The sequence below is a fragment of the Micromonospora sp. NBC_00858 genome, from assembly GCF_045207365.1.
GTDB lineage: Bacteria > Actinomycetota > Actinomycetes > Mycobacteriales > Micromonosporaceae > Micromonospora.
In genome coordinates, this window is record NZ_CP108828.1 from 4202202 (window position 1) to 4225192 (window position 22991).

General features: G+C 72.1%; 23 protein-coding genes. 10 read left to right on the forward strand and 13 right to left on the reverse strand.

Going from position 1 to position 22991, the window contains the following annotated elements; genetic code table 11:
* Positions 1–16 precede the first annotated feature (16 nt).
* The 3 genes from OG990_RS19535 to OG990_RS19545 all read left to right on the forward strand — a co-directional run bounded on the left by OG990_RS19535 (position 17) and on the right by OG990_RS19545 (position 2110).
* Positions 17–895, forward strand: coding sequence for an alpha/beta fold hydrolase (locus OG990_RS19535; protein ID WP_406076612.1), 879 nt, complete (start codon positions 17–19; stop codon positions 893–895).
* 454 nt (positions 896–1349) lie between these two features.
* Positions 1350–1718, forward strand: coding sequence for a hypothetical protein (locus OG990_RS19540; RefSeq protein ID WP_406076613.1), 369 nt, complete (start codon positions 1350–1352; stop codon positions 1716–1718).
* Positions 1715–2110 (forward strand): hypothetical protein, encoded by a 396-nt coding sequence (locus OG990_RS19545; protein ID WP_386988704.1) that lies wholly within the window; start codon positions 1715–1717, stop codon positions 2108–2110. The genes OG990_RS19540 and OG990_RS19545 overlap by 4 nt, the downstream gene beginning before the upstream one ends.
* A gap of 36 nt (positions 2111–2146) precedes the next feature.
* On the opposite strand, the gene OG990_RS19550 is transcribed toward OG990_RS19545, so the two are convergent.
* The 6 genes from OG990_RS19550 to OG990_RS19575 form a co-directional block, all read right to left on the reverse strand.
* Complete coding sequence (locus tag OG990_RS19550) at positions 2147–4336, reverse strand: hypothetical protein (RefSeq protein ID WP_406076615.1); 2190 nt, start codon at positions 4334–4336, stop codon at positions 2147–2149.
* Positions 4329–5531: a low temperature requirement protein A gene (locus tag OG990_RS19555; RefSeq protein WP_406076617.1), complete on the reverse strand. Its 1203-nt coding sequence runs from the start codon at positions 5529–5531 to the stop codon at positions 4329–4331. The genes OG990_RS19550 and OG990_RS19555 overlap by 8 nt, the downstream gene beginning before the upstream one ends.
* 169 nt (positions 5532–5700) lie before the next feature.
* Positions 5701–6480, reverse strand: coding sequence for a TetR/AcrR family transcriptional regulator (locus OG990_RS19560; RefSeq protein WP_328425533.1), 780 nt, complete (start codon positions 6478–6480; stop codon positions 5701–5703).
* Between the two features lie 57 nt (positions 6481–6537).
* Positions 6538–6915, reverse strand: coding sequence for a hypothetical protein (locus OG990_RS19565; RefSeq protein WP_406076619.1), 378 nt, complete (start codon positions 6913–6915; stop codon positions 6538–6540).
* 148 nt (positions 6916–7063) lie between these two features.
* Positions 7064–8698, reverse strand: coding sequence for an MFS transporter (locus OG990_RS19570; RefSeq protein ID WP_406076621.1), 1635 nt, complete (start codon positions 8696–8698; stop codon positions 7064–7066).
* A complete protein-coding gene (locus OG990_RS19575) occupies positions 8692–9387 on the reverse strand; it encodes an SDR family oxidoreductase (protein ID WP_328425527.1) in 696 nt (231 codons plus the stop codon). Before OG990_RS19575 ends, OG990_RS19570 begins: the two co-directional genes overlap by 7 nt.
* Before the next feature lie 193 nt (positions 9388–9580).
* Here OG990_RS19575 and OG990_RS19580 point away from each other — a divergent pair, with 193 nt between their 5' ends.
* The 6 genes from OG990_RS19580 (at position 9581) to OG990_RS19605 (ending at position 15297) form a co-directional block, all read left to right on the forward strand.
* Positions 9581–10873: a histidine kinase gene (locus tag OG990_RS19580; protein WP_406076623.1), complete on the forward strand. Its 1293-nt coding sequence runs from the start codon at positions 9581–9583 to the stop codon at positions 10871–10873.
* Entirely contained in the window at positions 10861–11526 is a 666-nt protein-coding gene (locus tag OG990_RS19585; protein ID WP_406076624.1) for a response regulator, read from the forward strand. Before OG990_RS19580 ends, OG990_RS19585 begins: the two co-directional genes overlap by 13 nt.
* 259 nt (positions 11527–11785) lie before the next feature.
* Positions 11786–12847 carry a Gfo/Idh/MocA family oxidoreductase gene (locus OG990_RS19590; protein WP_406076626.1) on the forward strand — a complete coding sequence of 354 codons (1062 nt, stop codon included), beginning with the start codon at positions 11786–11788 and terminating at the stop codon, positions 12845–12847.
* Positions 12848–12911: 64 nt separating this feature from the next.
* Positions 12912–13709: an ABC transporter ATP-binding protein gene (locus OG990_RS19595; protein ID WP_406076628.1), complete on the forward strand. Its 798-nt coding sequence runs from the start codon at positions 12912–12914 to the stop codon at positions 13707–13709.
* Entirely contained in the window at positions 13706–14473 is a 768-nt protein-coding gene (locus OG990_RS19600; RefSeq protein WP_328425517.1) for an ABC transporter permease, read from the forward strand. Before OG990_RS19595 ends, OG990_RS19600 begins: the two co-directional genes overlap by 4 nt.
* Before the next feature lie 44 nt (positions 14474–14517).
* Positions 14518–15297: a MerR family DNA-binding transcriptional regulator gene (locus tag OG990_RS19605; RefSeq protein WP_406076629.1), complete on the forward strand. Its 780-nt coding sequence runs from the start codon at positions 14518–14520 to the stop codon at positions 15295–15297.
* Between the two features lies 1 nt (position 15298).
* Here OG990_RS19605 and OG990_RS19610 read toward each other — a convergent pair whose 3' ends face one another.
* From OG990_RS19610 to OG990_RS19620, 3 genes are all read right to left on the reverse strand, one after another.
* On the reverse strand, positions 15299–15475 hold the full coding sequence (locus OG990_RS19610; protein WP_328425513.1) for a hypothetical protein: 177 nt from the start codon (positions 15473–15475) through the stop codon (positions 15299–15301).
* A 277-nt stretch (positions 15476–15752) separates the two neighbouring features.
* Complete coding sequence (locus tag OG990_RS19615) at positions 15753–15971, reverse strand: hypothetical protein (RefSeq protein ID WP_252419515.1); 219 nt, start codon at positions 15969–15971, stop codon at positions 15753–15755.
* A 181-nt stretch (positions 15972–16152) separates the two neighbouring features.
* Positions 16153–17265: an NYN domain-containing protein gene (locus tag OG990_RS19620; protein WP_386988735.1), complete on the reverse strand. Its 1113-nt coding sequence runs from the start codon at positions 17263–17265 to the stop codon at positions 16153–16155.
* A gap of 220 nt (positions 17266–17485) precedes the next feature.
* On the opposite strand from OG990_RS19620, the gene OG990_RS19625 reads away from it, so the two are divergent.
* Positions 17486–19522 carry a glycosyl hydrolase family 28-related protein gene (locus tag OG990_RS19625; RefSeq protein WP_406076631.1) on the forward strand — a complete coding sequence of 679 codons (2037 nt, stop codon included), beginning with the start codon at positions 17486–17488 and terminating at the stop codon, positions 19520–19522.
* A 41-nt stretch (positions 19523–19563) separates the two neighbouring features.
* Here OG990_RS19625 and OG990_RS19630 read toward each other — a convergent pair whose 3' ends face one another.
* From OG990_RS19630 to OG990_RS19645, 4 genes are all read right to left on the reverse strand, one after another.
* Entirely contained in the window at positions 19564–19905 is a 342-nt protein-coding gene (locus OG990_RS19630; RefSeq protein WP_328425504.1) for an MmcQ/YjbR family DNA-binding protein, read from the reverse strand.
* A 68-nt stretch (positions 19906–19973) separates the two neighbouring features.
* On the reverse strand, positions 19974–20609 hold the full coding sequence (locus OG990_RS19635; RefSeq protein WP_406076632.1) for a CG0192-related protein: 636 nt from the start codon (positions 20607–20609) through the stop codon (positions 19974–19976).
* 112 nt (positions 20610–20721) lie between these two features.
* Positions 20722–21813 carry a cellulose binding domain-containing protein gene (locus tag OG990_RS19640; RefSeq protein WP_355607523.1) on the reverse strand — a complete coding sequence of 364 codons (1092 nt, stop codon included), beginning with the start codon at positions 21811–21813 and terminating at the stop codon, positions 20722–20724.
* Positions 21810–22928, reverse strand: coding sequence for a nitronate monooxygenase (locus OG990_RS19645; protein WP_406076634.1), 1119 nt, complete (start codon positions 22926–22928; stop codon positions 21810–21812). The genes OG990_RS19640 and OG990_RS19645 overlap by 4 nt, the downstream gene beginning before the upstream one ends.
* Positions 22929–22991: the final 63 nt, after the last annotated feature.

A 22991-nucleotide genomic window follows, 5' to 3' on the forward strand; every position in this document is an offset into this window, starting at 1 on the left:
AGGAAGGTGTTCCCCCGTGAATCCCAGAATCAACGGATTCGACTACCGACGCGTCACCGTCGCCGATGGCGTGACGCTCAACGTCGCCGTGGGCGGCTCCGGGCCCGCGATCGTGCTGCTGCACGGCTTTCCGCAGACCCACCTCATGTGGCGGCACGTTGCGGCCGACCTGGCCGCCGACCACACGGTCATCTGCCCCGACCTGCGCGGCTACGGCGAGAGTGACAAGCCGGTCGACACCGACGGCAACGTGTACGCCAAGCGCACCATGGGCGACGACATCGTGGCGCTGGCCGCCGCGCTCGGCCACGAGCGCTTCGCGCTGGCCGGGCACGACCGGGGTGCCCTGGTCGCGTTCCGCGCCGGCCTCGACCACCCGGAGGCGATCACCCAGCTCGCCATGCTCGACGTGCTGCCCACCCTGGACATGTGGGACGTGCTGCACGGCGCCAGCGCCTCGGTCGCCTTCCACCTGTACCTGATGGCGCAGCCGCCCGGCCTGCCCGAGGAGCTGATCGCTGGCAGCCCGGACGCCTTCTTCGGCCACTTCCTGGACATCTGGACCCGCGATCCGGAGGCGTTGCCGGCGGACGTGCGGGCCGCGTATCTGAGCGCGTCCCGGGCCGCGGTCACCTCGATCGTCGCCGACTACCGGGCGTCCGCCGGTGTCGACGTCGCCCACGACACCGCCGACCGGGCAGCAGGTAACCAGCTGCGGATGCCGGTGACCGTGCTGCAACAGGACTGGGGCGCGGCGCTCGGCTACGACGCGGCCGGGGTGTGGCGGGCCTGGGCGCCGGATCTGGAGCACCGGACGGTCACCTGCGGGCACTTCATGGCGGAGGAGGCACCGGCCGAGGTGGTCCGGGCACTGCGCGCCCTGCTCGCCCGCTAACCGATCCAGCGGGCCGGCCGCCACGTCACGGCAAGTAAGATTTCCGACACTCGCCGTCACTGAGCGCCATGGTGGCCGGCCCACCGACCCCTTCTCCCGGCCCGCAGCGCACAAGCCGGGCCGCCGCCCCCCAAAAAGGGCTCTGACCTGCGGATATGCGACGTGACACCAGGTGGACGCCAAGCGGTCACCGGTGATACACAGGCAGTAACCGGCCAGCCAACGGCGGCGAGTCGCTCATCTCCTCGACCACCGACCGTCCACACCCCGACCCAGGGCTTGCCACGCGGACCGCAGGGGCCGATCAAGGCCCACCACGGCACCGCCCACCGGCCGTCGGCGGGTGACGATGGTCCTCGACCAGGGAGTTGCCGTGGGGCATCTGCGCATCCGGTCCCGGCATCAGCCGTTCGAGATGGCCGCCCTGGCCATGGCTCCCATCTGCGGTGTCCTCATGCTGCTGCTCGGCGTCCGACCCACGTCGGTCCAGATGTCCATGCCGTTGCCGATCCAGTTCGGCTGGGAGATCAGTCTGGTCCTGGTCGGTGTGGGCGGCATGCTGGGCATCCTGTGGCCCGGCCGGCTCGCCACCGGGCGCGGCATCGAGCTCGCGTCGGTCCTGGTGTTCGGCACCATCAGCGGCATGTACACGATGGCGCTGCTGGTCGTGTCGGGCCGACAGGCCACCGCGGCGGCGTCGTTCATCACCGCGCTCGCGGTCGGGTCCCTGTGGCGCGCCGCTCAGATCGCCATCGACCTGCGCCGGCTGGCCCAGGCCAGCCAGTGCATAGGCGACGCACCGGTAGAAGGCGGTGTCACGTGATCTCCACACCGGCGCCCGACGCACCCCCGTGGCTGCAGGTGGCGCTCAGCGTTTTCGGCATCCTCGGCGGCACCACCGGCCTGGCCGCCATCGCCACCGTCGTGGTGCAACGCGGCAAGTTCAAGGCCGACGCCGCCGACACCCTCACCGAGGCCGCCATCACCCTGGTGCAACCACTGCAGAGCCGGATCACCGAGTTGGAGGAAGAGGCGCTGAGCGCCCGATCGGAGCTGGGGGTGCTGCGCGAACAGGTCAACCAGTTGCAGTTCGTGGTCCGGGTGCTCACCCGGACGCTCGACCGGTGGCGTGCCGCGATCCGTTCGCCCGACGCCACCCTGCGCAAGGTCCGTGCGGTGGTCGCGGAGTCCGAACGGCTGCCGGAGGACCGGTGACGATCGGCTCCCGACGACCCCGGATCCGTCGACCGTTCAGGTGCGACCCTGGTCGCGTAGTCGTCCGGCGAGCTCGCGCACCGCCGCCCGGAACTCCGGATCGGACTCGCCCGGCTGGTGTCCCCGCAGCGGCGGTGGCTGACGTTCCCCCGACGGCGGCACCACGTCCCGCGGGTCCCGCAGCCGCCGGTCGACCCGTGCGGCGGGGTCGGCGGGGTCCAGAGGCGGATCGCCGGGCCGGTGCGCCGCGAAGATCCAGCCGCCGACCGGGTCGGTGTCCCGCCACAGGTTCAACCACCGCCACCCGATCCGCTTCCCCACCTCGCGGAGCACCTCCTCGTTCAGGTACGCCGGGAACAGCCGGGCGTACAGGCGGTTCAGCGGGGACCCGTAGGTGAGCAGCGCGACCCGTTGGCGCACCTCCGCGGGCAGCCGCAGCACCGCGAGGGCCAGCAGCGCCGAGCCGTGGCTGTGCCCGCAGAGCAGCACCCCGGCGTGTCGCTCGGTGAGCTGGGTGATCCGGTCGGCCAGTTCCGGCACCGCGCGGTCGGCGTAGCTCGGGGGTGCGAACGGGTGGGCGGCCCGGGGCCAGAAGGTGCCCAGGTCCCACAGGATCCCCACGTGCCGGCGGAACCATGCCGTCCGGTAGGCGAGGATCCCACCCAACAGCAGGGCGAGCACCACGCCGGCGGTGAGGTAGCTGCCCACGGCGAGGCCGACACCGACGGCCCCAGCCGGCAGCCCGAAAAGGCGCCGCGCCAACTGGTCCGGTTCGAGCCCGAACAGGCCCAGCAGGCTCGTGGTCAGGCCGATCGCCGCCAGCGCCGCGTACGTCACGGCGAGCATTCCCAGCCACTCGGTGAACCGCGCCTGGGCGATGGCCTTCGTCACCCGCCGCAGCTGCCCGGCGGCTCCCGGCGGGGGCACCGGGAAGTCCCGGGCGGTGATCGCCGCCGCGGCCCGCCATCGGCGGCGCCGCGAGGTGAGGGTCAACGCGCCGCACAGCACCGCCGCCGCGGCCACGTGGAGGAAGAATGCCAGGATCGTCCACCGGTACGACAGCGGCGGCCCACCGTCGCCGTGGTAGCCGCCGAGCAGGTGCCCGGTCTGGTAGACCAGATCGGAGGCGAACGCGCCGGCCAGGCCGACCGCGATAGCCGCGATGACCGCCGCGCCCAGCCCACGCGCCAGCGGGGATTGGCGGTCCCCCCGGCCGTGGTGCCACAGCACCAGCCCGCTGAGCGCTACCAGCAGCGTCATCTGGCCTAGCTTCGCCCAGCCGGCGATCTGGTCGTAGCCCGGCAGCCCGGCCGACGACGGCCAGTCGCGCCCGTCCAGGGCGACGGCGGCGAAGGTGGCCACGCTCAGGCCGTACGCCAACGCCCGTAAGGTACCGGCGGTCCGGGTGGCCGCCCGCGCGGTCGACGCCCCGTCCAGCAGCCCGGGGGCGGCGAGCAGGCCGACGCAGGCCAGCAGCACCGCTCCGCTGAGCGCCAGCAGCACGGTCGTCCACGCCGTCCGGCCGCCGGTGGAACGGGCCGCGAGCAACACCGCGTCGAGCACGGCGAGCGCGGCGGCCACGTGGATCGCCCGCAGCCGTCCCACCAGTGGCTCGACGGCCCACAGCGGGTTGCCGGCCGGACGGGATCGGCGGGTTCCGAGCAGGCGGAGGAAGGCGACGGCGGCGACCGGGAGCAGAGCCAGCACCGCCAGTCGCTGCCCCACCTGCCGGCCGTTGAGCTCGGTCATCGTGGTGAAGGGTGCCGGACACTGGGCGACCTCGAGACACCGCCAGGCGAGCAGGTCGAGCGCGACCCCGGCGATCGACAGCACGTACACCACGGTGAGGTTGAGCGCGAGGAGCCGGCACAGCACGGAAACACCGGGTCCGCTCCGCCGGTCGACCGGTCGCATCCAGACCGCCACGTTGCTGAGCATGAACGGCAGCAGGAAGACCAGGGACAGCGTCCGGGCCACGGTGCCCGAGGGCAGGTCGGCCCACCGGTACGCCTCCAGCGTCACCCCGTCCGGGTCGGCGGCGTCGTCCGGCCGCTCGGGCACCGGGCGGTGGAAGCCGCCACTGCGGTCGCCGGCGACCTGCTGGACGTCCGTCCGGTCGAGGATCCGCTCCGGTCGCGCCCCGGACACGCCGTGCACGCGCAACTCCACGATGTCGTACCGCCCCGGCCCGTCGCGGTTGCGCGGCGACTCCGGGTGGCTACCCATGCCGCCGCCGTTCAACGGCCACGCCCGCGTGGGCCGATCGGCGCCAGCGACTCCGGTCCAGCAGATCCTCGGCCGCGATCACCATCAGAAGCAGGACGGTGACGATCGCGCCGGCACCGAGCAGTGGCAGCTCCACGCTCGCGAAGCCGGCCACCACGATCATCGGCACCACGATCAGCCGGGGCCAGGACAGGCTGCCGTCGACCACCACCGAGAGCAGGATCCGCCCGAGCAGGAACAGCACCGGACCCGTGACGGCCACGGCCAGTGCGGCCGGCTCGCGCGACCTCGGGTCGGTGATCGCCAACTCCATGCCGACCGACGTGGCCAGGACCCCGGCGATCATGACGAGGTGCAGGTAGCCGGCAAGCAGCGCGAGCCGGCTACCGGGCGGTCCGGCCGCTTCGATGGCGGCGCCCAGCCGCCCGCCGGCGGGCACCAGATAGAGCCGGGCGAGGGCCACCGCGGTCAGGAACGCCCCGGCGAACGCCAGGGTGCGGTGCCAGTCGAAGCCGGAGTCGCCGTACGCGAGGCCGGAAATCAGGATCAGCTCACCCAACGCGATGATGAAGATCTGCTGGTAGCGCTCCGAGAGATGTTCGCCGTTCACCTGGAGGTCCGGCCAGGAGCTGCGGCCGAGCCGCGGCGTCGGCCAGCCCAGGCGCGCCAGGACGTACTCCAGGACCAGGGCGAGGGTCCACAGCACCTCCCGGGCCGAGGCGACGGCCGCCCCGACCACCCACAGCACGCCGGAGGCGGCGAACCAGATCGCCACCCGGGCGGTACGCAGCTGCAGCGGGTGCCCCCGCAGGGCGGGGATCAGCAGGGCGGCCCGGCCCAGGTGGATGGCCACGTACGCGACGGCGAACACCATGGCGTGCCTGCCGAACGCGGTGGGCACGACGGCGGCCATCAGCAGCCCGCCGAACATCACCCAGAGCAGCAGGGCGACGATCAGCGGGGTACGCGGGTCGAACCAGTCCGCCGACCAGGCGGTCACGAACCACACCCACCAGATCGCGGCCAGCAGCAGGAGCACCTGGAAGGCGACGTGGAGGCTGAGGTCGTTGAGCAGTGCCCGGGACAGCCGGGTCAGCGCGAAGATGAAGGCCAGGTCGAAGAAGAGTTCCAGGAACGACGCCCGGCGCGGGTCTTCCCGCCGCTGCAGCAGCCGCCCGGGAAGCCCGTTCGCCATCGCCATCCTTCCCGGCCCCCGATGCCACCGCCGTCCCAGTCGTACCACCCGAAGGGCGGTGGCTGGGCGGGTTCCGCCGGGTCCGGGCGGATCACGGTCGTCGAGGCGGACCGTCCCCTGGTGGCGCGGTACCCCGGACCGGGCGACACCGGCTGGCGATCGGGTCGGGCTACCCGGGTTGGCCGGCGGCCGCCCGCTCGGCGACCACCACCGAGATGCCGTCGAGGACGCGTTGCAGGCCGAACTCGAAGGCGTACTCCGGCCCGTACGCGGCGCCGTGCTGCTGGCCCGCCGCGGTACCGACCCGCGCGGCGGTCGGATAGCTGCCGGCCGTCATGAACGTCTCCAGCCAGGGCGCGTGCGACTGCCACCACTGGCCGTCGGTCATGCCGGTCTCCCGCTCCAGGTCGACCACCTCGGACGCGGCACGCGCAGCGCTCTTCACGTGCCCGAGGACGAGGGTGAGCACCGCGTCCATCTCCACGTCGGTGAGCCCGATGTCGGCGATCGCGGTGAGCTCGTGGTCGTACTTGGCCAGCAGGTGGGGACCGAGCACCGGCCGGGTCGTGGTCTCGGCCCGCAGCATCCAGGGATGGCGCTGGTAGAGCACGAGATTGTCCCGGGCGATCCGCTCCAGCCGGGCCCGCCAGTCCCCCGCGACGGCGGCGCGGGGCATCTCGCCGTACACCGTGTCGATCAGGACGTCGACGAGTTCGGCCTTGCCCGGCACGTAGGTGTAGACCGACATCGTGCCGACGCCCAGCGCCTCAGCGACCCGGCGCATGGTCAGCGCGTCGAGGCCCTCGGCGTCCACGATGCCGATGGCGGCCCGCACGATCCGGTCGACGCTGAGCCCCGGCCCGGCGCTGCGGCTGGTCGGCTCCCGGGTGCGCCAGAGGATGGCCAGGCTGCGGGCCGGGTCCGCCGTCGCCTTGCGCTCACTCGCCATGGTGCGGCAATCCTAACAACGCGGGCGTACGCCGTACGTCGCGCGCCGGCCCGACGGTTAGTCGCCCGCCGGGGCGATCGACCGCAACCAGCGGTATCCCGCCCCGAGCGTGGCCGCGAAGGCGATCACGATGGCGTACGACCAGGCGTCCCCGCCGCCGGTCAGCTCACCGAAGCGGTGGGCGAGGAAGCCGACGAAGGTGGCCATGGCCAGCCCGGTGACCGCGACGACCGCGCGGAGATCGGCCACCACCGCCGCGTACGCCCCGGCGGCGACAGACATGAGCAGCGTCCGGGCCGGCAGTTCCGCCGGGGAGAACAGCGCCCCCGCGAGCAGCGCCGCGCCGATCATGACCGCCCAACCGATCGCCACACTAATTCCGGTCGGCGTCGATCCGCCGGCCGCCGCGGTCCTCTGCTCCTGATCGACAACCACAGCACGCCTCCGGCGAGGGCGACGGCCCGTACCTCGGACCCGCCATTGGCCATATCAGCGCACCGTGGCGGGCGTCGGCGACGGCTTTCACGCGTCCACTACGCCGATCAGCGCGATTGTGACGCCGCGTTGACGCGCAGCCGCCGGATCACACACCTTCGTCGTTGTCGCGCAGCGTCGGGCCGGCGGCGGCCGGCACCAGGTGACGAACCTCCGGTTCGCCGTCGGTCAGCTCCCGCGCCCGCTCCTCGGCCTGGCGGTCCTCGCCCGTCAACCGGCCGCCGTGCTGGCGCAGGTGCTCGCCCCAGGACGGCACCACGTACACCTCGACGAACAGGTTCGTGGTCTCGGCCGGCCGGAACAGCCCCCAACGCATCGCGCCGGTCCGCTGGCGGGCGCCACGCACCAGGTCCATCGCGACCAGGAACGGTTGCGTCCGCTCCGGCTGGACGGTGTACTGCACCGTCACCAGCACCGGCCCCACCCCGGGGTCCGGCTCGTACGCCAGGTGCAGTTCCGGCCAGTAGGCCGCCGGGTCACGGTTCACCGTCCGCAGGTCCGGAAGCGGCCAGATCTGACTGGTCACGGTGCCGACCAGCATCAACCCCGCCGCCGCGAGATAGGCGGGGACCAGCCCGGCCACGTCGGCCAACAGCCCCCAGACGAGCGCACCGACTGCCTGCCCACCGGCGAAGCACACCTGGTAGACGGCCAACCCCCGGGCCCGCACCCAGCTCGGTAGGAAGAGCTGCATCTCGGCGTTGACGTTGGCCAGCACCGTCACCCAGGCCATCCCGGCGGGCAGCAGGGCGAGGAGCACCAGCGGCACCACCGGTACCGCGCCGACCACGGTCAGCGAGATGGTGAACAGCACCCCGGCGATCAGCAGGAGCTGATTGGCCGACAGCCGGGTCCGGATCACGGCCAGCAGCAGCCCACCCACGATGGCCCCGACCCCGAGGGCGGCCAGCAGCAGCCCGTACCCGCCGGAGCCCAGCCCGAGCCGCCGGGCAGCCACCAGCGGCAACAGTGCCCAGAGTGCGCTGGCCGGGACCACGAAGACCAGGGAGCGGCGCAGCAGCCGACGCACGGTCGGCGAGTGCTTCACGTAGCGGCCACCGGCGCGCAGCGCTGCGGCGAACCGCTCGGGCACCTCGACCGCACGAGCGTTGCCGGGTCGCCAGCGCACCAACGCGTACGTGAAGATCAGAAACGCGACGGCATTGAGCGCGAAGACCGGGGCGACACCGGTCCGCGCGATCAGCACGCCGGCCACCGCCGGCCCGACCGCCCGCGCCGCGTTCACGCTGATCGAACCGAGCGCGGACGCCGCCCGCAGTTGACCCTGCGGCACCAGCTCCGGGATCACCGCCGCCCAGGCCGGCAGGGTGAGCGCCTGCCCGACCCCGAACGCGAAGGTGAGCGTGAGCAGCAGCGCCGGCGGCATCCGGTCGGTAACGGTGAGCAGGGTCAGCGCCAGCGCCACCACGACCAGGAACAGCTGCACGGCGATCAACAGATGTCGGCGGTCGAAGTTGTCGGCCAGCACGCCGGCGGGCAGCGCCAGCAGCAGCACCGGCAGCAGGCTGGCGGTCTGGACCAGGGCGACCAGGGTGGAGGCGTTGGAGTGGTGGATCAGCAACCACTGCGCGCCGACCGTCTGCATCCAGGTGCCGATGTTGGCGGCGAGCAGGGCCAGCCACAGGTTGCGGTAGGCCGCGGTCCGCAGCGGCGCCCACGCCGAGGCCGGACGGTCGGCGGGTCCGGCTGCCGCCGTCACCACCGCCCGTCCGCGCGTAGCACGCGTTCGCCGGAGACGTAGAGATCGTCGGGTTCGAGCAGCAGCAGCCGGACGACTTCGGTGGCGACCTGCTCGGGCATGGCGTACACCTCGTCCAGGAACTCGGCGCCAACCCGTTCCTGCAGGCGGGTCGGCATCGGCCCGGGATGTAGCTGCATCACCTTGATCTGGTTGCTGTGCTGGGCCTCGGCCAGCGAATCGACCAGGCTGCTGCCGTAGCTCTTGGTGGCCCGGTACACCGGGATGCCGGGCCGGGGGGCCGCCAGCGCCAGCGCGCCGATGTACACCACGTTCCCGTGGCCCTGCCGGTGCAGGTGCTCCAGCACCTCCCGGAGCAGGTACGTGATGCCCAGTACGTTGATGTCCACGGCCCGCCGGATGTGCTCCACGGCGAGGTCCGCCAGGTCGCCGCCCGCCCACATCGACGCGCAGGCCGCCACCCCGTCGATCCTGCCGTAACGCCCGACCACCTCGGCGAACGCCTCACGAACCTGCTCGTAGGAGGAGACGTCGCAGAGCGCGCCGTCGCACCCCAGCTCGTCGGTCGCCGCGGCGACCTCGCCCGCCACATTGCCGAACACCACGACCTGGTGCTCGTTGACCAGCAGCCGGGCCACCGCGAGGCCGAGCCCGCTGGTACCGCCGACCACCACGAAGGTTCTGGCACCCATGTCACTCCAGCCGCCGCCAACGCAGGTCACGCGGTGCCGCGTGACGGCGCGTTCTTCCCATTTCCGGCCGCGCCACACCCGTTCCGCCCGACCTGCGGCCGGCGTCCGGGTGGCGAGGGTAGGGCTGGGCATACCTCAGAAGTGGATCTGGACGGCTGGGTCGACCCGTACGCTGGCGATTAGCGTCTGCGGCATGACCCCGGAACACCCCCGTCACCTGGCCGACGCGCTGCGCCGCCGCCGCTGGCTGATCTCCGCCTGGCCCTGGCGCGCGCTGGTCTACCTGGTCAGCACCGTGCCGATCGCCGGCGCGCTCGCCGCCGGGCTGCTCGTCATCGTCGCGCCGCTGCTGGCAGCCGTCAACGCGGTACGGCTACAGGGCCGGCCGCCCGAGATCGGGCTCATGCTGTTCCTGGCGGTCGGCAGCCTCACTCTGCTGGCGCTGGCGCCGCTCGCGAGCTTCCCGGTGGCCGCCGTCGAGCGGTGGCGGCTCGGCCTCGTGGACGGCCGACCGTTGCCCCCTTCCCGGTGGCAGGGCCTGGCTGCCCGCTACCGCACTGCCGCCGGCTGGCGGGAGGTGGCGTACCTGTTCTGGCTCGGCGGGTTCGTTCCGGTCGCGTACTGGGTGTTCCTGCTGCTGGTGCTCCTCGACCTCGGGCTGGTCGCCAGCCCCTGGCTGGCCGGCGACGCCAACGAGGTCATCGTGGTGTGGGGCACGGTGGACACCGCCAGCGAGGCGCCCCCGTACGCGATCGTGGGTGTGCTGCTCATCCCGGTGCTCTGGTACGCGGCCGGGCTGCTCGCCGCCGCCCAGGCCGCCGTGGCGCGGTGGGCGCTGGCCTGGCCGGTCGACGCGACGGCGCTGCGCGAGGTCGCCCGGTCCCGGACCCGGCTGGTCGGCGCGTACGAGGCCGAACGTCGTCGGATCGAGCGTGACCTGCACGACGGTGCGCAACCCCGGCTGACCAGCCTCACCCTCCAGTTGGGCCTGGCCCGGCTGGACGTGCCCGACGACTCCCCCGCGGCCCGCCCACTGGCCGTCGCCCACAACCAGGCCCGGGGTCTGATGGTGATGCTCCGGCAGTTGGTGCACGGCATCCGGCCGCAGACTCTCACCGACCTCGGCCTGGCCGGCGCGGTACGGGAGTTGGCCGACGCGGCCACCGTCGCGGTCACGGTGCGCACCGACCTCGACGGCGCACTGCCGGAGATCGTCGAGACCACCGCCTACTTCGTGGTGTCCGAGGCACTGGGCAACGTGGCCCGGCACGCCGGGGCGACCCACGCCGAGGTGCGCCTCACCCGGGTCGGCGCGGATCTCGTCGTCGAGGTGTCCGACGACGGCCGCGGCGGCGCCGACCCGGCCCGGGGTACCGGCCTGACCGGCCTCGCCGACCGGGTCGCGGCTGCCGACGGTCGGCTGCTGCTGGCCAGCCCGCCCGACGGGCCCACCCTGATCCGGGTGGAGCTGCCATGTCGTCGGTGACCCGGGTGGTGCTCGCCGAGGACGAGGTGCTGCTGCGAGAGGGCCTGGTCGCGCTGCTGACCCGCTTCGACTTCGCGGTGTGCGCCGCCGTCGGCTCCGCGCCGGAGCTGCTGGACGCGGCCCGCGCCCACCAGCCGGACCTGGTGCTGACCGACATCCGGATGCCACCGGGGCGGGGGGACGACGGGCTGCGCGCGGCCGTCGCGCTGCGCGCCGAGCGGCCCCAACTGCCGGTCGTGGTGCTGAGCCAGTACGTGCAGACCGGGTACGCCGCAGAGCTGCTGGACAGCGGCGACGGCCAGCGCGTGGGCTACCTGCTCAAGGACCGGGTGGCGGAGGTGACCGAGTTCGTCGACACGCTGCGCCGGGTCACCGCCGGCGGCACGGCCATCGACCCGGACGTGATCCGGCAACTGCTGCACCGCCCGCGTGACCCGCTCGCCGCACTCTCGGCCCGGGAACGTGAGGTGCTGGCGCTGCTGGCCGAGGGCCGGTCCAACGCATCGATCGCCGGCCGGCTGCACGTCACCGAGGCGGCGGTCGGCAAGCACGTCGGCAACATCCTGCTGAAGCTCGACCTGCCGCCCAACGACGACACCAACCGTCGGGTGCTCGCGGTGCTCACCTACCTGCGCGCCGACCCGGCCGCCTGACCAGCGCGCTGCCGCGGCTCAGGATGAGCAGTCCGGCGTGGCGCGCACCGGGCATGTCTGTCTTTCGAGCGTGATACCTGTGAGTCATATCTATGACTCACAGGTATCGCCCTCAACCGAGTGATGCCCCGGATCGGGGCGGCCACTCGGTCTGCGCCGTTGTCCACCCGGGCTCGGGTCGGGCCTGACCAGCCGGGGCGTAGATTCGATCAGCGGGACCGCCGTCACCGAGACGCGGACCGGGAGACGGGAGTACGGCATGGCGGAGGCGCTGCGGGTCGGTCTGCTGGGTTACGGGCTGGCGGGCCGGGTGTTCCACGCGCCGCTGATCGCCGCGACGCCCGGGCTGCGGCTGGACGCCATCATGACCCGTGATCCGCAGCGACGCGAGCAGGCCCGGCAGCACTTCCCGGACGCCCGCCTGGTCGACGACGCCGACGAGCTGTGGCGTACGCCCGACGCGCTGGACCTGGTCGTGGTGGCGACGCCGAACCGGCTGCATGTGCCGATGGCTCGGGCTGCGGTGACCGCCGGTCTGCCGGTGGTGGTGGACAAGCCGTTGGCCCCCACCGCCGCCGAGAGTCGGGCGCTGGTCGAGGAGGCCGACCGCCAGGGAGTGCCGCTGACCGTGTTCCAGAATCGCCGCTGGGACGGCGACTTCCTGACCGCCCGCCGCCTGGTGGAGCAGGGCGAGCTGGGACGGGTGCTCCGCTTCGAGTCCCGGTTCGAGCGGTTCCGTCCGACGATCAAGCCGGGCTGGCGGGAGCTTGCCGGTCCCGAGGAGGCCGGCGGCGCCCTGTTCGACCTCGGCGCCCACCTCATCGATCAGACGGTGCAGCTCTTCGGCCCGGTCGACCGCGTCTACGCGGAGGTGGACCGTCGTCGCGCGGGCGCCGCGGTCGACGACGACGCGTTCGTGGCGTTGACCCACGCCACCGGGGTGCACTCGCACCTGTGGATGGGCGCGATGACCGCTCAGCTCGGGCCGCGACTGCGGGTGCTCGGCGACCGGGCCGGTTACACGACGTACGGGCTGGACGTGCAGGAGGCGGCGCTGCACGAGGGCGGCCGGCCGGACCAGCCGGGCTGGGGCGAGGTCCCGCCGGAGCGGTACGGCCTGCTCGGTGTCGACGGTGACCTGCGGCCGGTGCCCACCGAGCCCGGCGCCTACCAGAGCTTCTACCAGCAGGTGGCGGCGGCGCTGCGGGATGGCGCGCCGATGCCCGTGGATCCACGGGACTCGGTTGCCACCGTTGAGCTGATCGAGCTGGCGCACCGGTCGGCGGCCGAGGGCGTGGTGCTTCCGGTTCCGGTCTCCTGACCGCGAATCGAATCTGCTTGCGGGCTTGACCCTGACGCTGCGTCAACCCTTCATGCTGGCGGTCATGAGCACCCCACCTACAACCGATCGGGTCGAGCAACCCGCGATACGCGTGCAAGGCCTGGAAAAGTCGTTCAAGCAGCTGAAGGTGCTGCGCGGCGTGGACATCGACGTGGCACGGGGCAGCATCTTCGCCCTGCTCGGCTCAAACGGGGCGGGCAAGACCACAGTGGTGAAGATCCTGTCCACGCTGCTCAAGGCCGACGCAGGGGCTGCCCGGGTCAACGGCTTCGATGTCGCGACGCAGGCCGCCGACGTACGCGAGTCCATCAGTCTCACCGGGCAGTTCGCGGCGGTCGACGAGATCCTCACCGGGCGGGAGAACCTCGTCCTGGTCGCCAAGTTGAGGCATCTCAAGGACCCGGGCACCATCGCGGACGACCTACTGAAGCGCTTCTCGCTGACCGAGGCGGCCGCCCGGAGGGTGGCGACGTACTCCGGTGGCATGCGCCGCCGTCTGGACATCGCGATGAGTCTCATCGGCGATCCGCCGGTCATCTTCCTCGACGAGCCGACGACCGGGCTGGACCCGGAGGCGCGCATCGAGGTGTGGCAGGCGGTCAAGAAGCTCGCCGAGGGCGGCACGACCGTGCTGCTGACGACTCAGTATCTCGACGAGGCAGAGCAGCTCGCCGACCGGATCGCGATCCTCCACGAGGGCCGGATCATCGTGAACGGCACCCTCAACGAGCTCAAGCAGCTCCTCCCACCCGCCAAGGTCGAGTACGTCGAGAAGCAGCCGAGCCTCGAGGACGTCTTCCTCACCCTCGTCGGCGCCAGGACGGACAAGGAACAACGATGAACAAGCACTTCCTCGGCGACACCACCGTCCTCCTGGGACGTTCGCTGCGCCACATCAGCCGCAGCCCCGACACCATCATCACGACCGCGATCATGCCGATCGCCTTCATGCTGCTGTTCGTCTACGTCTTCGGCGGCGCGATCGAGACCGGGACCGGGACCGGCTCGTACGTCAACTATCTGCTGCCCGGCATCCTGCTCATCACGATCGCCTCGGGAATCTCCTACACCGCCTTCCGGCTCTTCCTGGACATGCAGGGCGGCATCTTCGAACGGTTCCAGTCCATGCCGATCGCACGATCCTCGGTGCTGTGGGCGCACGTGCTGACCTCGCTGGTCGCCAACCTGATCTCACTCGTGGTCGTCGTCCTCGTCGCCCTCCTCATGGGCTTCCGCACGGGGGCGGGCGTGCTGGGGTGGCTCGCGGTCGCCGGCATTCTGGTCCTGTTCACCCTGGCGCTGACCTGGATCGCCGTGATCCCCGGCCTCACCGCAAAGTCCGTGGACGGCGCGAGCGCGTTCTCGTACCCGCTCATCTTCCTGCCGTTCATCAGCTCGGCCTTCGTGCCCACCGAGTCCATGCCCGGTCCGGTGCGCGCCTTCGCCGAGCACCAGCCGGTGACCTCCATCGTCAACGCGATCCGAGACCTGTTCACCCAGCAGCCGGTCGGCGCGGACATCTGGACCGCCCTCGCCTGGTGCGTCGGCATCCTCGTCGTTGCCTACATCTTCGCCAACATGTCCTACCGTCGCAGAATCTCCTGAACCGGCGTCGACCGGTCTGGGCGAGTTGAGGGCAGGATCAGAGCATGCTGACGATCGGTCAACTGGCGGAGTACGCCGGCGTCACAGTGCGGGCGGTGCGGCACTACCACCAGATCGGACTACTGCCCGAGCCGGAGCGGGATGCCTCGGGTTACCGGCGGTATGGCGCAATGGCAGTCGTGTCCCTCATCAAGATCCGCACCCTCGCCGACGCAGGCGTGCCGCTGTCGCAGATCAGTCGGATGCTCGAAGCCGACCCGTCGACGTTTGCCGAAGTTGTCGAGAGAATCGACAGCCACCTGCGCGACGAGATCGAACGGCTGGAGACCAGCCGCAAGCAGATCGCGCAGCTCGCTGCCGGGGACAGCCTGGCGCTCCCACCGGAGGTGACCTCCTATCTCGATCGGCTTCGGGAGATGGGGGTGTCAGAGCGAATGGTGGAGTCCGAACGGGACGGGTGGATCCTGGTTGCGGCGCGCTGGCCGGATCGGATCCCCGAGGTGATGTCCGGAAAATTCGCGATGCTCGACGACCCGCAAATCGTTCGGCTCTATCGGGTCCTGTCGGAGATCCTCGAGTGCGACGCAGGCGACGACCGGCGTCTGGAGGAAGCCGCCGACATCATGGCCGGCCTGGCCGAGCAGGCATACGCCTCCGGTGAGGCCGGCCTCGGCGACCTGGGGCACGACGATCTACCGTTTGACCTTCTGGACGCACTTGCCGTCGAGTCCGACCCGCGGACGGAGCGGATGGTGGAACTGATGCGCGAGCGTGGCTGGACCGGTTGGAACCGGATGGAGCGGCTGGCAGAGCCGCCCGACTGACCTATTCGGCATCCTCGTCGGTAGGGGCGTCGTCCGGCTCCCGGGCGTCCTCGTCGGTCAGCGCGTCGTCGGACCCGTCGGACCGGTCAGACCGGTCGTCGAACACGGCGAGCCGACGCTGGGCCTCCCGCGCCTCCTCGTCGATCTGAGGGCTCTCCTCATCGGGCTCCTGGGACATGGGCGACGACCTCCATCGGGCGGGTGCCTACCCTCTCCTGGTACCCCGACTGGCGCGGCGGACACGGCCGACAGGGCAGGAACCCGCTAAGTCGGCCAGGTAAGGCCGCAGACCAGCGAAGGGCAGCCGCTAGCGCTTGTGGCGGAGGTCGCCTCAGTCATGGTCCAGAAGCAGTGACCCGCACCCTGGCACCGTCAGGGGGAGTCGAACACCGGGCCGGCCGATGACCGCGCCGGGCTGGTGCCCGGGCGCGTCGCCGGCCCGGCCCGGTGCCGGATCAGCGCTTCAGTTCGCGCCAGGAAGGGTGGGTACCGCGCCAGGCGTCGGCGAGGATGGCCGCCGAGGCCCGGCTGGGGCACTGCTGCACCCGCTCACGACCCGACGCCCCACCAATCTGGGCGCGGACCTCCCAACCCTGCCCGTCAGTACGGATGTACACGTCCCGACGCCCGCGTGGGGTCGTGTCTCCGTTCCACCAGTGCTCCTCCACCATCATTCGCCGACCGTATAGCAATTCGCCGGCCAGGGGTACGGCACAGGTGGGCTGCAACCGTGGCAAAAACCGCAATTCAGTCACATTTCCGGCCGCCTGCTGACGAGGAAGGACCGTACCGGCGGTTTCCTCCCATCCTGAGCAACGAAACAGGCCACGGATCAGACGCTGCCTGCGCCCGCACTCACCCCTGCGCGGTGAGCAGGTAGTCGTCGGCTTCGGGGCTCCACCGTAGGTCGACCGCGCCACTGGTCGCGGCGGCCTTGCAGAACTGGAGGAAGCTGCGGTAGCCGAGCTTCTTCTCACTGAAGTCGGGGCGGGCCCTGCGCAGCTGGTTCTTCAGCCCGGACAGCGCCACCGGATTGCCGCCGCTGCCGAGCTCCGCCACCACGCCACGGAGCAGGCCGAAGGCCACCTCCCGGTCACCATGCTCGGGCAGCGAGACCTCGGGGTCGCCCTTCGCGGGGCCTTCGGCCAGCTCGACCACGTTGTGCCCGGCGAGGTGGCGCAGCAGTTCACCAAAGGTGCGGAACCCGTAGTCGGACTCGCTGAACGTCGGGTCCTTGCGCAGCAGCGTGCGCTTGAGCCGGGAGGCGGTCACCTCGCCGCTGGCGCTGCCCTGCAGCCCGGCCACCGTCTGGGCCACCAGCACGGCGAGGGCATCCACGTCCCGGCCGGGCTCCTCCCCCGCCGGCCGACGCTCCGCCTCCGGCTCCCGTTCCCGCTCCGGCGCCACGTGCTCGCGCTCCGGCTCGGGCGGTCGCTGGTCCGGGCCGGGCTGCCGCACCGGACGGCCGCGCCGGCTGCTGGTCGGTGGGATGTCCACACCCTCCAGCCGGTCGTAGTAGAGGAACTCGTCGCACGCTGGCGGGAGCAGCGCCGAGGTCGACCCCTCGACCCCGACGCCGATGACCCGCTTGTTCAGCTCGCGGAGCTTGTGCACCAGCGGGGTGAAGTCGCTGTCGCCGCTGCAGATCACGAAGGTGGAGATGTAGTCGCGCTCGAAGGCCAACTCGATCGCGTCCACCGCCATCTTGATGTCGGCCGCGTTCTTGCGGGAGGCGCCCATCCGCTGTGGGATCTCGATCAGCTCGACGTGGGACCGGGTGAGCATCCGGCGGTCCTCGTCGAAGTACGACCAGTCGGCGTACGCCCGCCGCACCACCACCCTCCCCCGCTCGGCCAGCGCGTCGGCGATGGGCCGGAAGTCGAAGTCCGCGCCGGCACGGTTGTCGCGCGCCCCCAACGCGAGGTTCTCGTAGTCCAGGAAAAGGGCGATCCGGTCTTCTTGATCCACGTCGGCCAGCCTACGCCCGGGGTGACCTGGCCGGGCCCAGGTGACGCACGACACGTCGGTTCGCTGCCCGTTCAGTTCTTGCGGGCAAACTGTCGCTTCTTTTCGTTGTTCGATAGGTGTCTTGCAGCACAGTGTTCGGTGCTGCATCATGACGATCAATGTCGGGCGTCGGGGGAACGCCGGGCGGACCTCCACCACCACCCACACAGGAGGGTCACCGATGTTTCGGAGCATCATGCCGGCGCGGGGACGCCCGGGCCGATCGGTCGCCACCGCAGTCGCGCTCGCGACTGCCCTCACCACGCTGGTCGGCGGGCCCACCGTGGCCGTCGCCGGTCCACCCACGCCCTCCGGAGCGGCGCCGGTGGTCACCCGGGCCGCCCTCGACCCGGCTCTGGTCGCCGGGCGCGGCGCCGACGTCGACTTCGTCGAGCAGGAGGCGGAGAACGCCCGCACCAACGGCGAGATCATCGGTCCGGACCGGTCCGCGTACACACTGCCCGCGGAGGCCTCCGGCCGTCGGGCCGTCCGGCTCACCCCGGGCCGGTACGTGGAGTTCGTCCTGCCCAGCGCGGCCAACGCCATCACCGTGCGGTACAGCATCCCGGACGCGCCGCAGGGCGGCGGGATCACCGCACCGCTGGGCGTCGCGGTCAACGGCAAGCACCTGCGCAGCATGACGCTGACCTCGCAGTACTCGTGGCTCTACAACCAGTACCCGTTCTCCAACGACCCCCAGGCCGGGCTGTTGCACCCGGACTGGTGGATCACCGAGTGCTCGTGCGTGCCGTCGGCCACCACCCCGTACCCGACCATCAGCACGCCGTTCCGGCCCACCCACTTCTACGACGAGCAGCGACTCCTGCTCGGGCGCACCTACCGGGCCGGTGACCGGATCCGGCTCACCGCGCCGGCCGGCAGCGCCGCCGCCTGGACCGTCATCGACCTGCTCGACTCCGAGCTGGTCGCGCCGCCGCGCATCCGGCTGCTCGCGGCCAACGTGCTGGCCTTCGGCGCCGACCCGACCGGGCGGCGGGACTCCGCCGATGCCCTGGACAAGGCCATCGCCTTCGCCCGGCGCACCCACCTGAAGGTGTACATCCCGCCAGGCACCTACCAGGTCAACCGGCACATCATCGTCGACGACGTGACCATCGAGGGCGCCGGCAACTGGTACACCATCATCAAGGGCCGGGAGGTCGCCCTGCCCACGCCCGCACCGGACGGCTCGGTGCACACCGGCGTCGGCTTCTACGGCCGGGACGCCGCCGACGGTGGCAGCCGGAACGTCCACCTCTCGGGCTTCGCCATCGAGGGCGACGTCCGGGAGCGCGTCGACACCGACCAGGTCAACGCGATCGGTGGGGCGATGAGCAACTCGACCATCGACGGGCTCTACCTGCACCACACCAAGGTGGGCCTCTGGTTCGACGGGCCGATGGCGAATGTACGCGTCACGAACAACATCATCGTCGACCAGATCGCGGACGCGCTCAACTTCCACACCGGCGTGACCAACTCGCTCGTCGCGCACAACTTCGTGCGCAACACCGGCGACGACGGCCTGGCGATGTGGTCGGAGAAGACAGCCAACACGCGGAACACGTTCGACCACAACACGGTGCAGTCGCCCACGCTGGCCAACGGCATCGCCATCTACGGCGGCACGGACAACACCGTCTCGCACAACCTCATCGCCGATCCGGTCCGCGAGGGCAGCGGCATCCAGGTCGGTTCCCGCTTCGGCGCGGAGCCGTTCACCGGGCACCTCTGGATCACCAACAACACCACCGCCCGGGCCGGCACGTACGAGCTGAACTGGAACATCGGCCTTGGCGCGATCTGGTTCTTCGCCCTGGACCGGAGCATCGACGCGACCATCGAGGTGGCCGGCGACGCGTACCTCGACAGCACGTACAACGCGATCATGCTGGTCAGCGACTGGCCGGTGAAGGACCTCTACTCGATCACCAACGTGCACTTCCGGGACATCCGGGTCGACGGCACCGGCACCTCGGTGGTCAGCGCCCGCACGGCCGGATCGGCCTCGTTCGCCAATGTGGACGCCCGCAACGTGGGGGCGGTCGGCGTCAACAACTGCGGGTCCTTCCACTTCACCCCGGCCGGCTCGGAGTTCGCGTTGACCGACCTCGGCGGCAACGACGGTGGCTGGCTGGCCCCGTGGCTGCTGCCCAACACCATCACCTGCGACGACCGGCCGCCGGTCTCGCCGCCGCCACCCCCGGCGCACTGGTGAGCGCGGCGGGCGGCCCGAGCAGTCGGGCCGCCCGCCGTCCGTCAGCTGCCCAGCCGCTGCCGGGCCAGGAACTTCGGCACCACCATCCGCCACGCCTCGGTGACCAGCTCGGTCATGTACCCGTGGTCCAGTCGCGCGGTGTGGCAGCACACCCAGTGGAAGCGCAGGTCGGCCTCTCCTGGCAGGAAGAACAACTCCGGCTCGGCGGCGACCAACCCGGCCCGCTCCTGCTTCGGGAACCCGAAGCCCATCGTCGCCTCGTCCCGCGAGAATGCGACATAGACGATCGACCCGACCCGGAACTTCACCCGGTCCCGGATCAGGTGCTCGCTGCTGCGCGGCAGCGTCCGGGCGAGGGCTCGCACGTCGGCGACGGTGACCACGCCCCGACCGTAACGGCCGGCCGGCCCGTCCGTCGACCCGCGAACGGGCGGACCGGGCCGCCGTGACGTCAGCGCGGCCGGGCGTACGCCAGCGGCACGCTCGTCGGCTGCCCGTTCCAGGTGCCGAGCAGGGTGGCCCCGGAGGCACCGGCGTCCCCGCCCCCGGGCCGGCGGACGACGACCAGCTCGACGGAGTCGGTGACGATCAGCGTGGTGTCCTCGTCGACCACCCGCCGCACGGCGCCGACCGGTGCCACGTCGGCGTCCCCGGCGCCGCTGGCGGCGATCGTCATGGTGGGCTCGCGCAGTTCGCGCCGACCGTCGACCTCGATGTACTGCTCCGCCTGACCGGTGTCGGCGAGGATCGCCTGGGCCAGCGCCGTGGCGTACACCGGGTCGGCGCAGCCGTCGTACACCCAGCGCGGGCCGAGCACCGAGTGCTCGGTGGTGCCCACCAGCCAGTCGTCGGCGCCATCGAGGGGCGCGGCGCGGTAGGTGAGCGGGACCTGGTGGACCGGCCCGTCGGCGGTGCCGACCAGCATCGTCTCGATGCCGACCTCGCCGGCCGGGTCGTCGAAGCGGTAGGCGCCGCGGCTCAGCACCTCCACGCCGGCCGGCCCGTGGTACCACGGTCGGCCGGGCAGCCAGGTCGCCAGCAGGTCGAGCTTCGAGGGGCGCAGAGTCGCCCGGTGCAGCAGTGCCATGCCGCCAGCCTAGGGACGGCCTACCGGCCGGCCATCCCCGGGTCGGGGCCGCCCACCGTCGGCCGAGAGCACCGGTGGGCGTGGTCTGGTGGTCGCCGCAGCGGCGCTCGGGTCACAGGCCCGCGCACGGGTTGCCGCTCACCGTGCAACCCTCCGGCTCCCTGGCCTTGGGCCGGCTGTCGCGCACGTCGAAGCGGAACGTCTGCGACCCGCCGGTCGGCACGGCCGGCCCGGTGAAGGTGACCGCCAACCCGTCCTGCCGCCAGTCCGCGCCGTCGACGTCGTCGATGGTGCTGCCCTCGGCGAGGGTGACGACCACGGCCCACTGCTCCGCCGGCGCGCTGCCCGGGTTCTCGACCACCACCTCGCCGGTGTAGCCGAACAGCCGGCTGGAGTCGGTGTCGTAGCGGGCCGTCACCGGCTGCGTCGGCGGCGGCGGGGCCGCCGTCGGGGTACGGGACGGCTTGGCCGTCGGGGTACGGCTCGGGCTGGTGGTCGGCGACGCGGTGGTCCGCGAGGGGCGCGCCGAGGCCGCCGTCGCCTTCGGAGTGTCGGTGGGCGCGTCGGCCGCCACGGTCGGCGTCGGTGATGTCGTCGGGAGTGGCGCGGCGGCGTGGTCCGACTCGGCCGGCATCGTGACCCACGCCGCCAGCCCCGCCAGCAGTACGGCACCGGCGAGCACCGCGACCACCGTGCGGCGGCGGCGGGCCCGGGCGCGTCCGGTGCCGACCGCGCCGATCATCGGCAGTTCGGCCGTCATCCCGGCCTCGCCGCGGCGAAGGTCGACCTGCTGGAAGGCGAGCCAGTCGAGGATGGCCGGCAGGCGAACGGTCAGCGCCTGCCGGAGCTGCTGCTCGCGCGGTTCGCTCTGCTCGGCGGACCAGGTGCCGTGCGTCGTGACCTCGCGGACCGCCAGCCGGCAGCCCTGCTTCGTGACGGTGACGGCACAGGTCAGCTCGGTGAGCCGGCCGGCCTCGTCGCAGCGCAGCGCCAGCAGCTCCGGCACCCGCCGTTCGGTCACCTCGACCTCGACGTTGGCGTCGAAGCCAGGCAACCCGGCCGTCTGCAGCACCAGTCGGTCCGGCACGCCCGCCACCGTCTCGGCCTCGGCGAACCACCGGCCGAGCAGCTCCCGATCCGTCAATGCGAGCCAGACCCGGTCAGGCGGGTGGGACAGGTCGACCTGCGCACCGATCTCGATCACGGCGCGACTCTACGGGTTTCGCGCCCGGACCGTACCGCCCGCCCGGGCCAGTTGTCGGCAGCCCGCTCAGCCCAGCGGGTCGACCGCTCGGCCGCCGCCGCCAACGCGGCCCGAGCACCGGCGCTCAGCTCGGCGACCAGCGCGGACGCCGGCACGTCCCGGGAGAGGGGATGTGCCTGCCCGGCCCAGAGGTTGACCACCGAGGCGTCCCCGTCGCGCCGGGCGGCGGCGAGCAGCGGGCGGGTCAGGTGCAGCACCTGCGGGTAGCCGGTCGGCGCCGTCGCGTCGTGCCGGCGCAGGAACTCGTTGACCACACCACGTGCTCGCTTGCCGGTGTACGCCCGGGTCAGGGCGGTCGGCGTCCAACTGGCCACCGCCTCCCGGTGCATCGGCGAGGTGCCCGCCTCCGGGCAGCGCAGGAACGCCGTACCGAGCTGCGCGGCGGTGGCGCCGGCGGCCAGCACGGCGGCCACCCCTGGGCCGTCGACGATTCCGCCGGCGGCCACCAGCGGGAGGCGACAGCCGGCGGCGGCCAGCCGGAGCAGCGGCAGCAGCGCGTAGTCGTCGTCGTCCGGCAGGCCGCCGCGATGCCCACCGGCCTCGGTGCCCTGCACCACCACGGCGTCCACGCCGAGCTCGGCCGCGGTAGTGGCGGCGTCCGGCCGGGTGACCGTGGCCCACACCTCGGTACCCCGCTCGCGCAGGGCGGCCACCGCGGCACGGTCGGGCAGCCCGAACGCGAAGGACACCACCGGGACCGGGTCGGCGAGCAACGCCGCCAGCTTCTCCGGGTACTCATCGTCGTCGCCCACCGGCTCGCCCAGGGTCACCCCATGCTGGCCGGCCTGCGGGGCGAGCCGGTCGGCGTACGCCCGGATGGCGGCCTCGTCGACGCTGCCGGAACCGGGCAGGAAGACGTTGACCCCGAACGGCCGGTCGGTGCGCGCGCGGACCTCGGCGATGTCGGCGGCCAGCCGGCCGGTATCGATCATCCCGGCAGCCAGGAAGCCCAACCCACCGGCGGCGGAGGCGGCCGCCACGAGCGCAGGCGTGGACGGGCCGCCGGCCATCGGGGCGGCGACGATCGGGTGGCGTAACGCGGACAGCACGGACATCCACCCATCCTGTCGCATCGGCCCGACTCCTCGGGCCGGTGCTCGGCGGTCAGATCGGTCAGC